8 protein-coding genes and 2 riboswitches are annotated in these 14,025 nt (G+C 50.9%); of the genes, 6 read left to right on the forward strand and 2 right to left on the reverse strand.

Annotation, left to right across the window (positions count from 1 at the left end):
• Nucleotides 1–485: 485 nt before the first annotated feature.
• From DWZ45_RS10515 to DWZ45_RS10535, 5 genes are all read left to right on the forward strand, one after another.
• The gene (locus DWZ45_RS10515; RefSeq protein ID WP_118469039.1) at nucleotides 486–2,966 is read left to right on the forward strand and encodes a hypothetical protein; all 2,481 of its coding nucleotides are present in this window, start codon (nucleotides 486–488) and stop codon (nucleotides 2,964–2,966) included.
• 290 nt (nucleotides 2,967–3,256) lie between these two features.
• The gene (locus DWZ45_RS10520; protein WP_022359474.1) at nucleotides 3,257–4,549 is read left to right on the forward strand and encodes a UDP-N-acetylglucosamine 1-carboxyvinyltransferase; all 1,293 of its coding nucleotides are present in this window, start codon (nucleotides 3,257–3,259) and stop codon (nucleotides 4,547–4,549) included.
• Nucleotides 4,550–4,645: 96 nt separating this feature from the next.
• Nucleotides 4,646–4,789, forward strand: a riboswitch (SAM riboswitch).
• 78 nt (nucleotides 4,790–4,867) lie between these two features.
• Nucleotides 4,868–6,055 carry a methionine adenosyltransferase gene (gene metK, locus DWZ45_RS10525; RefSeq protein WP_118469041.1) on the forward strand — a complete coding sequence of 396 codons (1,188 nt, stop codon included), beginning with the start codon at nucleotides 4,868–4,870 and terminating at the stop codon, nucleotides 6,053–6,055.
• Between the two features lie 268 nt (nucleotides 6,056–6,323).
• Complete coding sequence (locus DWZ45_RS10530; protein ID WP_118469043.1) at nucleotides 6,324–7,799, forward strand: HAMP domain-containing sensor histidine kinase; 1,476 nt, start codon at nucleotides 6,324–6,326, stop codon at nucleotides 7,797–7,799.
• 49 nt (nucleotides 7,800–7,848) lie between these two features.
• Complete coding sequence (locus tag DWZ45_RS10535; protein WP_022359471.1) at nucleotides 7,849–8,538, forward strand: response regulator transcription factor; 690 nt, start codon at nucleotides 7,849–7,851, stop codon at nucleotides 8,536–8,538.
• Between the two features lie 195 nt (nucleotides 8,539–8,733).
• Here the strand turns inward: DWZ45_RS10535 and DWZ45_RS10540 are convergent, their stop codons facing one another.
• Together DWZ45_RS10540 and pflB are read right to left on the reverse strand one after the other, a co-directional pair.
• Nucleotides 8,734–9,546 carry a radical SAM protein gene (locus DWZ45_RS10540; protein ID WP_118469045.1) on the reverse strand — a complete coding sequence of 271 codons (813 nt, stop codon included), beginning with the start codon at nucleotides 9,544–9,546 and terminating at the stop codon, nucleotides 8,734–8,736.
• 2 nt (nucleotides 9,547–9,548) lie between these two features.
• Nucleotides 9,549–11,852, reverse strand: coding sequence for a formate C-acetyltransferase (pflB, locus tag DWZ45_RS10545; protein WP_279220378.1), 2,304 nt, complete (start codon nucleotides 11,850–11,852; stop codon nucleotides 9,549–9,551).
• A gap of 84 nt (nucleotides 11,853–11,936) precedes the next feature.
• Nucleotides 11,937–12,016: riboswitch (ZMP/ZTP riboswitch) on the reverse strand.
• 254 nt (nucleotides 12,017–12,270) lie between these two features.
• Here pflB and DWZ45_RS10550 point away from each other — a divergent pair.
• Nucleotides 12,271–13,929, forward strand: a complete 1,659-nt coding sequence (locus tag DWZ45_RS10550) for a hypothetical protein (protein ID WP_118469047.1) — start codon at nucleotides 12,271–12,273, stop codon at nucleotides 13,927–13,929.
• The last annotated feature ends 96 nt before the right edge of the window (nucleotides 13,930–14,025 follow it).

Below are 14,025 nucleotides of genomic sequence, written 5' to 3' on the forward strand. Positions count from 1 at the left end.
GGACCGGGAAATCCGTGGGGACCGCCGCCTCCGCCGCCGGGACCGCGCCCGGGGAGACCGGGGAATCCGTGGGGAGCGCCGCTTCAGGATTTTCTTCAGGTTTTATTAATGAATGAGTTGCAGGAGCGAAGACGGTGTCGGAAGTGCTGAAATTGCGGTTTTCAGGTGTAAATTTTTTAAATTAAAATGCGGTAACATCCAGGTGTGACAACGAATTTTACCGATTTGGAAAAAGAACAATCGGGTTACTGGGCACGTATGCGTGAACAGTAACACAATCGGAGTTCTTACAAATCATAGAAATTCTGGAATTTGAAGCCTGCTTGTGTTATACTGAAACAAAGGCTGCCGCCGGGACAGATGGGTGCCTGCGGCAGTTTTTGGCGTGCATGACAAAACGGAAACAGTTCGGCGGGTAGATTTTCCTGTACCTGTGAAGATACGGAACTGGTATGGTGGAGAGATAAAAGGAATTGATTTGATATATGAAGAAAAACCTGAAAAAGATACTGATTTTACTGATCTTATTTGTGCTGGCAGCAGCCGGTTATTTTACCTGGTCCTGGATGCAGCTGCGGGAGGATGGGGCGGTCTATACCTCGATTGAGGACGCGAACCTTCCAGTCGCTTATGTGAATATTCTGGGGCGGCGGATGAACGAGCTGGACGGTTTCGTGGAGGACAGCCAGAAAGCGGCTGGACGCGGGGATCTGACGCTGCTTCCGGCAGACCGGAAACTGTCGGTGACGATCGACAAGCTGGACTCCCAGATTACGGGGATGCAGTATGAGATCCGCAGTCTGGACGGCGAACGTCTGGTAGAACGGACAACGCTTGACCACTGGGAACAGTCAGGGGAAGAGGTTTCTGCGGAGCTTCCGATCCAGAACCTTCTGACGGAGGAAAGCGAATACCGCTTAACGATTGCGATCGCGACGGAAAAGCACCCGGCGATCTATTTTTACACGCGCGTGATGTGGCAGCAGGAGAGCCGTGTGCAGGAGATGGTCGATCTGGCGGTGTCCTTTTCTGAAAAGACGTTTGATTATGATTCAGCGAGGGAGCTGACGACCTATCTGGAGACGGATCCGAATGCGGATAACAGTTCGTTGGGACATGTGACGTTAAAAAGCGATTTCAGCCAGCTGACCTGGAAAGGGCTTTCGATGGAGCGGGTCAGCGAACCGGAAATTCATCTGCGGGAGCTGCAGGGCATCATTGGGACGATCGATTTAAAGTATGTTGTAAGTGAGATGAAGGATGGCAAGGCGGCTGCTTATTACGATGTGATCGAGAGCTTCACGATGAAGCTGGGCGCACAGCGCATCTACATGATGAATTATGACCGCCGCGCGGACCAGATTTTTACGGGGGAGAGCAGCGCCTATTCTGGCGACCGGATTCAGCTGGGGGTTTCGGATGCGGAGGATCTGCAGTCGATGCAGGATGAAGCGGGGAAATACCGTGCCTTTGTGGCAAACCGGGCGCTCTGGATTTATGATACAGGAAAAAAAGAGAGCACAAAGGTATTTGCGTTCCGCAAGAGCGAGAATGATACGAGGGTCAATTATGATACCTACGGAATCAAGATTCTGGATGTGAGCGAGGCAGGCCAGATTGATTTTGCCGTGTACGGCTATATGAGCCGCGGTAACCACGAGGGAACGACGGGAATCGCGCTGTACCGCTATGAGAGTGCGGGAAATGCCCTGACAGAGCGGCTGTATCTGCCGGCATCGACCGATTACGGCAACCTGCGCCAGGATATCAACCAGCTGTGCTACTTAAGCGGCGGGCAGACGTTGTATGTGCTGATGAACCATGCGGTTTACAGTGTCGATCTGACGGGAAAAGAGTACATGGTGGTGGCAGATGGCCTGACGGAGGAAAATTTTGCAGTCAGCACGGATGCCTCCCGGATTGCGTGGCAGGATGGGGCGGATATTTACCGTTCGACCAAGCTGCATGTCATGAATCTGGAGACAGGCAAGAAGGATGAGATTTCCTTTCCGGATCAGACCGTGATCCGGCTGATCGGATTTGTCGGAACCGACTTAGTCTACGGGCTTGCCCATCCGAACGAGCAGCTTACGATGGACGGACGCGTGACGGGGCTTCCGCTGTATGCGGTCGAGATCGTCGGCAGCAATATGGAGATGGAGACCCGCTATGAGAAGCCGGGTGTCAGCCTGGTGGATGTGCGGATTCAGGACAGCCGGGTTCATCTGTCACGGATGCACCAGATAGGAAGCGGCTATCAGCCGATGGACGAGGACACGCTGGTCTGTAATGAGGAAGTGTCGAAAGATCCACTGGATGGAATCGCTACGTTAAATGACAGTGCAAAGGGGCGTCTCTACTGCGTCAAGCTGGATGCAGGCAAGACGGCACGGAGCACGAAGGTGCATGTTCCGAAGCAGGTGGCAGCAGAAGAAAATGATGTGATTGTGCTTCAGAACAATGGCGCAGCTGCACAGCGGATTTACAGTGCCTACAGCGAGGGACGCCTGAAAGGCTCGTATGCGGAATTTTCCAGCGCGGTGCAGGCAGCTTACGATGGCATGGGACTTGTAACGGATGAAAATGACCGGGTTGTCTGGGTGAGAGCAAACCGGAGCGACGCGAAGACGATCCGCGACGTCCAGAATATGGCGGGAACCGTCAGCCGCTATCTGTCGGATATGGCGGACGGAAAGACGACCTCCTCGGATGGCACAGAGTTAATCGACGCACGCGGGCTGACGCTGAACCAGATTCTCTACTTTGTCTACACGGGCATGCCGGTGGTGGCATATCTGGGAGACGGAAGCTATGGTCTGATCTGTGGATACGACGCGTACAACATCTCTTGTCTCTGGTATCCGGGCACGGAATTTGCCTACACGGATAAGATGGGACTCAACGATGCAGCGGCATTTTTCGAGGGAAACGGAGGCAATGATTTCATTTGTTTCCTTGCCAATTAAGGAAAAAACGGAAATTACTGTTCACGGGTAGGCACTTTTGGAACCGAAAGTGCCGTAAGAAAACGTGGTGGCAGCAGGAATTTTCCGTATTAAAATGCGAAGCCACGGCAAATTCCATTACTGGGCACATATGCGTGAACAGTAATAAACGGAAAGCCAATGCTTTACAAATTGAGATGTTATGATATAATCATGTAGATAACGTGATATAAATTTAAGAAAATATTAAAGATTTGAGGCGCCGTCTGGCGCGTGTAAGTATCGTAAGATAATAGATTTTGAGGTGCAGAATGGAACAATTTATTATGAAGGGCGGAAATCCGCTGGTAGGCGAAGTGACTATCAGCGGAGCGAAGAATGCGGCGCTGGGAATCTTGGCGGCATCGATTCTGACTGACGAGGATGTTTTAATAGAAAATCTGCCGGACGTGCGTGATATCAACGTGTTTCTGGAGGCTGTTTCGGAGATTGGCGCGATGGTAGACCGGATTGACCGGCACACTGTCCGCATCAATGCGAAGGGGATTCATGCGATCCATGTGGATGACGAGTACATCCGCCGGATCCGAGCTTCCTACTATTTTATTGGCGCCCTGCTTGGCAAGTACAAAAGCGCACAGGTTCCGCTTCCGGGCGGATGCAACATCGGCAGCCGTCCGATCGACCAGCATTTAAAGGGCTTCCGTGCCCTCGGTGCGAAGGTGCAGGTGGAAAATGGCGCGGTGCTCGCACATGCGATTGATTTAGTTGGTACCCATATTTATCTGGATATGGTGTCGGTCGGCGCGACGATCAATATCATGATGGCAGCGACGCTGGCAGAGGGCGAGACGATCATCGAGAATCCGGCGAAAGAACCGCATGTCGTCGATGTGGCGAACTTCTTAAACAGCATGGGAGCCAATGTCAAGGGTGCCGGAACCGACGTGATCCGCATCCGCGGCGTCCACAAGCTGCATGGAACCGAATATTCGATCATCCCGGACCAGATCGAGGCAGGTACATTTATGTGTGCGGCAGCGATCACCCGCGGCGACGTGATGGTACAGAATGTCATTCCGAAGCATCTGGAAGCAATTTCTGCGAAGCTTATCGAGATGGGCTGTGAGGTGACGGAGTTTGATGAGGCGGTTCGTGTTGTGGGACGCCCGAGCCATGTGCATACCGATATCAAGACACTTCCGTATCCGGGATTTCCGACTGATATGCAGCCGCAGATCACTGTGACACTGGCACTGGCAGAGGGAACCAGTGTAGTGACTGAGAGTATTTTTGAAAACCGTTTTAAATATGTGGACGAACTTGCCCGTATGGGTGGACGCATCAAGGTAGAGGGCAATACCGCGATCATTACCGGCGTGAAGAAGCTGACCGGAGCACAGGTGGAGGCACCAGATCTGCGCGCAGGCGCTGCCCTGGTCATTGCGGGGCTGGCAGCGGAAGGATATACGACCGTTGATGAGATCGGTTATATCCAGAGAGGCTATGAGCATTTTGAGAAGAAGCTGCAGGGACTTGGCGCGGTGATCGAGAAAGTCGATTCCGAGAAAGAGGCGCAGAAGTTCAGACTCAAAGTGGGCTGATAAAAAAGAATGCGGTGTCACATATTGCTTGACAGACACCGCGGAGTATGTTATCGTACTGTTGAAACTTTTAACAATTAAAAAGTTCGTATATATCCCTTATTCAGAGTGATGGAGATACAAAGGATCTATGAAGTCACGGCAACCCCGTTACATGGGACTGAAAATTGGTCTCAGCAGGGAACGGAAGGTGCCAGCCTGAGCGAGGAACCGGGAGATCGGTTTATCGAGCAATAAGAGGATTTGATCGAGATAATCAAGTCCGTGTTGCTGCGGACTTTTTTTATGTCTTACGACAAACTTATCAAAGGAGGAAATATGGAGAGATTACTTTTTACATCTGAATCAGTAACCGAAGGACATCCGGATAAAATGTGTGATCAGATTTCCGATGCGATTCTGGACGCGCTCTTAGAGCAGGATCCGATGAGCCGTGTGGCTTGTGAGACGGCGACGACAACCGGTCTGGTTATGGTTATGGGCGAGATCACAACGAAAGGCTATGTGGATATCCAGAAGGTAGTCCGCAATACCGTCCGTGAGATCGGTTATGACCGTGCGAAATACGGTTTTGACTGTGATACCTGCGGCGTGATCGTGGCACTGGACGAGCAGTCCCCGGATATCGCGATGGGAGTTGATAAAGCGCTGGAAGCAAAAGAGAACAAGATGAGCGACGAGGAGCTGGAGGCAATCGGTGCCGGCGATCAGGGTATGATGTTTGGTTATGCGACCAACGAAACGGATGAATATATGCCATATCCGATTTATCTGGCACACAAACTGGCACGCCAGCTGACCAAGGTCCGCAAAGACGGAACCCTGCGCTACCTGCGCCCGGACGGCAAGACACAGGTAACCGTAGAGTACGATGAGAACGGCAAACCATCCCGTCTGGATGCAGTGGTTCTTTCCACCCAGCATGACGAGGAAGTAACCCAGGAGCAGATCCATAAGGATATTAAAAAATATGTATTTGACGAGATTCTGCCGGCAGAGATGGTTGATGAGAATACAAAATTCTTTATCAATCCGACCGGACGTTTCGTTATCGGCGGTCCGCATGGAGACAGCGGTCTGACCGGACGTAAGATCATTGTGGACACCTACGGCGGCATGGCGCGTCACGGTGGCGGCGCATTCTCCGGAAAAGACTGCACAAAAGTGGATCGTTCTGCTGCATACGCAGCCCGCTATGTTGCGAAAAACATCGTAGCAGCCGGACTGGCAGACAGATGTGAGATTCAGCTTTCCTATGCGATCGGTGTTGCACAGCCGACCTCCATCATGGTAGATACATTCGGAACCAGCAAGTTGCGTGAGGATCAGCTGGTTGAGATGATCCGCAAGCACTTTGACCTGCGTCCGGCTGGCATCATCAAGATGCTTGACCTGCGCCGCCCGATCTACAAACAGACGGCTGCATACGGACATTTCGGCCGCGACGATCTGGATCTTCCGTGGGAGAAGCTGGATAAGGTGGATGAATTAAAGGCGTATCTGTAAGAGTAGGAAACGCTGCAGGGGTATCTGCCCGTAAAAAATCATAAGATCAGAACGAGGGGGCTGCCGCTTTTGCGGCAGTCTCTTTTATTACACAAAAAGGCACATGCTTTTTTATTTATAATACTTTTAGAGACGTAATCTGCAAAATATGATACACTATTTGTGGAAGATATCAGGAGCAAAAGCGCAGAAGTCCGACGCAGTTTTGCGGGAGGATTTTTGTAGGGGCAATCTGGTATCAGACCGGGCAATGACTGGAGGAAATAGGATGAAGATACGCACACGTCTGGCGATTGCTTTTGTGACGATTACGGTCGTTCCGATTGTGCTCATATTTGTGGCGGCGTTCGGACTCGTAAACTATCAGGAGCATCTGTTTCAGAAAACATACGGGCTGTCGGAGCAGATCGATCTGCTCTCCGGCAATCAGACACAGGTGTTTAACCGGCTGACGCAGGGAATCCAGGAGGAGATCCGCGAGGCGGTCGGGAAAAATACAGATTTATTTGAAGAACCGGCTTATTTGAGCAAGGTCAATGAAGAACTGCGCGATAAATATTCGTATCTGGTCATCCGCAAGGGCAAGGACATCACATTCTGCGGAAACGAGGATGGACGCGAGCTCTGCGAACGGCTGGCGCCGTACGGTGATCAGGGAAGTATGGCAGGCAGTATTTACATGGATGGCGAGGAACAGCATCTGGTCAAACAGATCGATTTCCGGTTTTCAGATGATTCACAGGGCAGTGTGTTCATCGTGACGAACGTCGGGGATTATGTGCCGGAGATCAAGGCGCTGCTCGGAGAGATGCTGCTTCTCGGCGTGCTGATCATCAGTTTTATGGGCGGTCTGCTGATCATGTGGATCTACCGTTCTCTGCTGCGTCCGCTGCACAAGCTGCAGGAGGCGACCAAGCAGATCCGGGATGGAAATCTGGACTTTACGCTCGATGTGGATGATGAAGATGAGATCGGAATGCTCTGCCAGGATTTCGAGGAGATGCGTCTGCGTCTCAAGGAATCGCAGGAAGAAAAACTCCAGTACGACAAGGAGAGCAAAGAGCTGATCAGCAATATTTCCCATGATCTGAAGACTCCGATCACGGCGATCAAGGGGTATGTGGAAGGCATTCAGGATGGCGTGGCTTCTTCACCTGAGAAATTGAATAAATATATTCGGACGATTTATAATAAAGCAAACGATATGGATCGACTGATTGACGAGCTGACGTTCTATTCGAAGATTGATACGAACAAGATTCCGTACAACTTTTCAAAGATCAATGTGGCGGAGTATTTTGGTGATTGTGTTGAGGAAGTTGGTCTGGATATGGAGACGCGCGGCATCGAGCTGGGATATTTCAACTATGTGGACGAGGATGTGGTCGTGATCGCGGACGCGGAGCAGATGAAGCGAGTGATCAACAACATTATCGGAAATTCGCTCAAATATCTGGACAAGAAAAAGGGTATTTTAAATATCCGCATCAAGGATGACGGCGATTTTATCCAGGTCATCATCGAGGACAACGGAAAGGGAATCGCGGCGAAAGATCTGCCGTATATTTTCGATCGTTTCTACCGGACGGATTCGTCGAGAAATTCGTCCAAGGGCGGCAGCGGCATCGGGCTTTCGATCGTAAAGAAGATTATCGAAGATCACGGCGGACGCATCTGGGCGACCAGCAAGGAAGGCATCGGAACGGAGATCCATTTCGTTTTGCGCAAGTATGTCGGGGCATAGTGATTTGAAGTTTGGTCGTTTAAATAAAAACAGCAGGAGGAATTCACAGATGAGCAGAATATTAATCGTAGAAGACGAGGAGAGTATTGCAGAGCTGGAAAAAGACTATCTGGAGCTTTCTGGTTTTGAGGTTGAGATAGAAAATAATGGAGAAACGGGACTGAAACGCGGCATGGAGGAAGATTTTGACCTTCTGATTCTTGATCTGATGCTGCCAGGGGTCGATGGCTTCGAGATCTGCAAGAAGATCCGGGAAGTAAAAAACACACCGATCATCATGGTATCTGCGAAAAAGGACGATATTGACAAGATCCGCGGTCTGGGACTGGGCGCGGACGATTATATCACGAAACCATTCAGTCCGAGCGAGATGGTGGCGCGTGTCAAGGCGCATCTGGCGCGTTATGAGCGCCTGATCGGCAGCGGTATGCCGGAAAACGAGATCATCGAGATCCGGGGACTCAAGATTGATAAGACTGCCCGCCGCGTTTACATCAACGGCGAGGAGAAGAACTTCACGACGAAGGAATTTGACCTGCTGACCTTTTTAGCACAGAACCCGAACCATGTATTTACCAAGGAAGAACTCTTCCGCGAGATCTGGGATATGGAGTCGTTGGGAGATATCGCGACGGTTACCGTGCATATTAAGAAGATCCGTGAGAAGATCGAGTTCAACACGGCGAAACCGCAGTATATTGAGACGATATGGGGTGTTGGATACCGGTTTAAAGTCTGATGACTGGGTAAGCCACATAAAAACGACCCTTGGGAAACGCAAACAGGAGCGCTTTCCAAGGGCCGTTTTATATTTCATAGGAAATTGCGTCCTATGAAATATAAAATGCTCCGCGAGGATGCGCACTCGCGCGAAGCAGAAACATGTCGCAAGCGACCGCGCGAGACGCCCGAAGGTGCCAAGGCACATTCTTTTTCATCCCAACAAGATTTGGCTTGCCCGCTTCAGATCGTTCTCGTCCGGGATACGGATGTCGGACAGGGAATAGGGAATGCCGAGCGTTTCCCATTTATAGATGCCGAGCGTGTGGTATGGGAGAATTTCTACCTTTTCCACATTTGAAAGTGTGTCCAGAAATGCACGGATTCCATGCAGGTTGGCCGGATCATCGGTAATGCCGGGGACTAAAACATGCCGGATCCACAGGGGCTTATGAATCTGGTCTAAAAACCGGGCAAAGGAAAGAATGGATTCGTTGGAGTGCCCAGTCAGAAGACGATGTTTTTCCGGATCGATGTGTTTCAGATCCAGAATAACAAGATCGGTGTGCTCTAAAAGCGTGGTCAGGTGGGAAAAGAAAGGTTCGGCGGTGGTAAATGGCTGTCCCGCGGTGTCCAGTGTGGTGTGAATGTGCTGTTCTTTGGCAAGCTGGAAAAGTTCACATAAAAAGTCAGCTTGAAGGAGCGGTTCTCCGCCGCTGACGGTGATGCCGCCGCCCCCGCGCCAGTAACTCCGGTAGCGGAGTGCCTGGCGAAGAAGTGCTTCCGGGGTGATTTCCTGCGAACCGGTGTGTTTGGATGGGCAAGAAACGCCTTTGGAAAGAGCGGATGTGCCGGAAGTGTGGGTGGAGACGTCCGGGAGGAAAAGTTCCTTTGGCAGTACCCATGTATCCGGATTGTGGCAGTAGCGGCAGCGCATGAGACAGCCCTGCATGAATACCACGAAGCGGACACCGGGACCGTCTACGGAGCCGAAGGTATCGATGGAATGAATATAACCGGTATGCATCGTTACAGCACCTCGTGGCAGGTGCGGGCGATCACGTCGAGCTGCTGTTCTCTGGTCAGATTGATAAATTTAACGGCATATCCGGAAACACGGATGGTGAAGTTGGCATATTCCGGTTTTTCCGGGTGTTCCATCGCGTCTTTCAGTTTTTCGATTCCAAAGACATTTACATTTAAATGATGCGCGCCCTGATCAAAATATCCGTCCAGGACGTGAACCAGGTTGTTTTTCCGCTCTGTCTCGGAGTGACCGAGCGCCCCCGGTGCAATCGTTTCTGTGTTGGAGATGCCGTCGAGCGCATATTCATATGGAAGCTTTGCGACCGAGTTTAAAGAAGCGAGCAGACCGTTCTGCTCTGCGCCGTAGGAAGGAGTTGCGCCCGGGGCAAACGGGGTGAATGCCGGCCGTCCGTCCGGAAGTGCGCCGGTTGCCTTGCCATATACAACATTGGAGGTGATCGTGAGGATGGAGGTGGTTGCCTCGGAATTCCGGTAGGTGTGGTATTTTTTTACTTTATGTAAAAAGGTTTTTAACAGCCATACGGCAATCTCGTCGGCGCGGTCGTCATCATTTCCGTAGCGTGGGAAATCGCCCTCTGTCTCAAACTTGCGGGCGATGCCGTATTCATCACGGATGACCTTCACTTTTGCATACCGGATCGCGGAGAGAGAATCGACCACGTGGGAGAAACCGGCGATTCCGGTGGCAAAGGTACGCCGGACATCCGTGTCGATCAACGCCATCTCAGCGGACTCATAGTAATATTTATCGTGCATATAGTGAATCAAATTGAGGATATTCACATAAATGCCCGCCAGCCAGTCCAGCATCTGATCGTATTTATGCATGACTTCCTGATAATCGAGGTATTCGGATGTGATCGGCGCATACGCCGGACCAACCTGCATCGGGCGTCCGTCTTTGGTAGTGTATTTCTCGTCTCTGCCTCCGTTGATGGCATAGAGAAGGCATTTGGCAAGATTGGCACGGGCGCCGAACAGCTGCATTTCCTTGCCTGTCTGGGTGGCGGAGACGCAGCAGCAGATGCTGTAGTCGTCCCCCCAGATCGGACGCATGACATCGTCGTTTTCATACTGGATCGAGGATGTGTTGATGGAGATTTTGGCAGCATATTTCTTAAATGCCTCTGGCAGGCGGGAAGAGTAAAGGACGGTCAGGTTTGGTTCTGGGGACGGTCCCATATTTTCCAGCGTATGTAAAAAGCGGAAATCGTTTTTCGTTACCATCGGACGCCCGTCTTGTCCCAGACCGGCAACTTCCAGCGTTGCCCAGACCGGATCGCCGGAGAAAAGTTGGTTGTAGGATGGGATCCGGGCAAATTTTACCATGCGGAATTTCATTGTCATATGGTCGATTAATTCCTGCGCCTCGATCTCGGTCAGTGTTTGTTCTGTTAAATCCCGGTTGATGTAGATATCAAGGAAGGTGGAAATGCGTCCGACACTCATGGCGGCACCGTTCTGGGTCTTAACGGCAGCGAGGTAACCGAAGTAGAGCCACTGGACGGCTTCTTTGGCATTGGAAGCCGGACGGGAGATATCAAAACCATAGATGGCAGCCATCTCCTGAATGTCCTTTAGAGCGCGGAGCTGCTCGGCGATCTCTTCCCGCTGGCGGATGATGTCATCAAACATGGCGCCATTTCCACAGCGTTCCAGATCCTTTTTCTTTTCCTGAATTAGGAAATCGATTCCGTACAGGGCGATCCGGCGGTAGTCGCCTACGATCCGGCCGCGTCCATAGGTATCCGGAAGCCCGGTGACGATATGGCAGTGGCGGGCGGTTTTCATTTCCGGGGTATATGCATCGAAGACGGCCTGGTTGTGGGTTTTATGGTATTCGGTAAAGATTTTATGAAATTTTGGATTGACATGGTAGCCGTAGGTTTTGGCGGCTTCCTCCGCCATCTTGATTCCGCCGAATGGCATAAAAGCCCGCTTGAGTGGTTTGTCGGTCTGAAGTCCGACGATGCGTTCCAGATCTTTAAGCTCCGGATCGATATATCCCGGACCATAGGCGGTCAGGCTGGATACGATTTCAGTTTCGCATTCGAGCACACCGCCCTTTTCGTGCTCTTTCTTCTGAAGCTTTTGAAGGCGTTCCCAGAGCAGATGAGTGGCACTGGTTGGGGCAGCGAGAAAGCTTTCATCGCCATCATATTGCGTATAGTTGTTCTGGATGAAATCGCGGACGTTCACTTCGTCGGTCCATTTGGAGCCCAGAAAACCTCTCCAGGCTGTTTGAAAGATAGGTGTGTTTTGGAATGTTTGATACATAGCAGACATGTGTTTCCCTCCTGGTTGAAAAATTTCGATCCCAGCAGAGACAGTGAGAGTGAAAAAAAGTAAAAAAAATACCCACGGTCTGTGCTGTGACGCCCAGACGGTCGGCAATTTCCAGTCATACTTCATGTGGTTGATCCACTTATCCGTCAGTTGTATGACTGCTATGTTTAAGATATATCAGAACCGAAGAGGAATGTCAAGCTATATTTGGGGGAAGAGGTAACGGTTCAAATCCGTAGCTGTTCACAGTAACAAAAAGAGTGCCGGAAAGAGTGGACATTTGGCAAATGACTTGATAAAATGAGTAAAGTTTTAGGGCAGATGGGAATGAAAAAGGGATAAAAAGTTGCTGGGCACGATGCTTGAACAGTAATGATGAAACCTGAATTTGACAGAAATGACAGAAGTGAGGAAGAAAATGCTGGAAAAATTTTGTGTCGGGCTGGTGCGGATTTTGTTGGGAGGAATTCTTTTTTTCCTGACACTGCTCAGCGCGGTTGTGACCTGCCGGGTCTATGGAGGTTCTGAGATTGTACAGTATGGAAGGGACAGTCTGTTTCTGCACCTGTTTTTTGGTGCGGGTGTGATTGGACTGACGGTGTTTTACAGGAGGAGAAAGGAACGAAAGTGCCGGAAGAACCAGTGGCTTCTTTTAGCGGCTGCTGCCTATCTTTTTTGGATTCTCCTTGTCCCGTCCTGGGGCGGTTCTGACTCCCATCAGTGTATGGCGTCCGCGCAGGGACTTCTGCAGGGCGATTTCAGCGCCTGGGAGCCGGTGGCGTATTCGTATGGGACAGCGGAAGGACCCCTTGGGTATGCGTACACTTACCCGTCTCAGAACGGGCTGATTCTCTATATGGCAGTGCTGGCATTTTTCTTTGGAGATGCGGCGTATGTAGTTTTCCAGATTTTAAATATCGGATTTTTTATTCTGGGAATCGTGAGCCTGCAGCGGATGACGGTCCGGGGAAACGAAAGGTGCAGCTTGCTTTTGTGGATGGCGTGCTGTCTGCCATTTTCTTTCTATATCCTCTTCGTGTACGGCACGATGCCAGGATTTGGACTTTCGTGTCTGGCGATGGAACGTCTGGTGCGGTATGTGGAAGAGGGGCGGGGAAGAGACTTCTGGATTGGCGCGGCAGCAGTAGCGGCGGCGGTGATCCTCAAGTCGAATTATGAGATTGTGCTGGTGGCGCTGTTTTTGTATCTGGCATCCTCGGGAGTCTTTCGAAGGAAAGCACGCCTGCTGGTGGCAGCGGTGCTTCTGATTACAGTGTATGTGATTGGAAACCGGGGGATTCAGACAGGAATTTCTTCTGTGACCGGACACACGGTATCGGACGGTGCGCCGATGATTGCCTGGGTGCAGATGGGACTGGAGGAGAGCAAACGTGGACCGGGCTGGTACAATGGCTATCAGGTAAAACTCTTTCAGAAGGCAGATGGGGATGCGGATCTGGCGGCCGCATGGGCGCAGGCAGATTTGCGGAAAACGATTTCAGATATGGCAGAGGAACCGGCGAAAGCCGCTGATTTCTTTGTTCGGAAGATCGAGTCAATCTGGGCGGAACCGACCTTTCAGAGTCTCTGGATCCAGGAGGTGGGAAATACCTCCTGGGCGGAGGGAAGCCCGCCATGGGAGCTTTTCAAGGAAGAAGGGGGTCTGAACCGGCTCTATGTTTTTGCGGCGAATCTGGTGCAGACGTTTGTGTATGCGATGGCATGTGTATGGGTGATTGCCGGGATGAGTGCCAAAGGAAGCCGAAGTAAGCATGTCCTGATGAACCGAACATGGGAAAAGAGGATAGAAGCAGAAAAGGCAGAAAAAACTGTGAAAGCTGTGAAAAAACAGGGAATGGAAACGGTCTGGGAGAGGCAGGAACGTGGAGAAACGGACAGATGGGGGATGCTGATTCCGGGAATCGTGTTTATTGGGGGATTCCTGTTCCATCTGGTCTGGGAGGCAAAGGGGCAGTATTCGGTGGTGTATTTTATGCTGCTGCTGCCGTATGCGTATCTGGGGATGGAAAGAGTGGCGGATGTATTTTTAGATGTGACAGGTGCCGGGAAAGAATGATGTTTTGAGATAAAAAAGATACTGGGAACAGCCTGAAATAAGCCGTTTTCAGTATCTTTTTTATGGTTTAAAAGAGCTATGATTTCTAAAAATCCA

Origin of the sequence: Clostridium sp. AF32-7AC (genome assembly GCF_003477925.1) — a bacterium.
Classification (GTDB): Bacteria; Bacillota; Clostridia; order Lachnospirales; family Lachnospiraceae; genus Otoolea; species Otoolea fessa.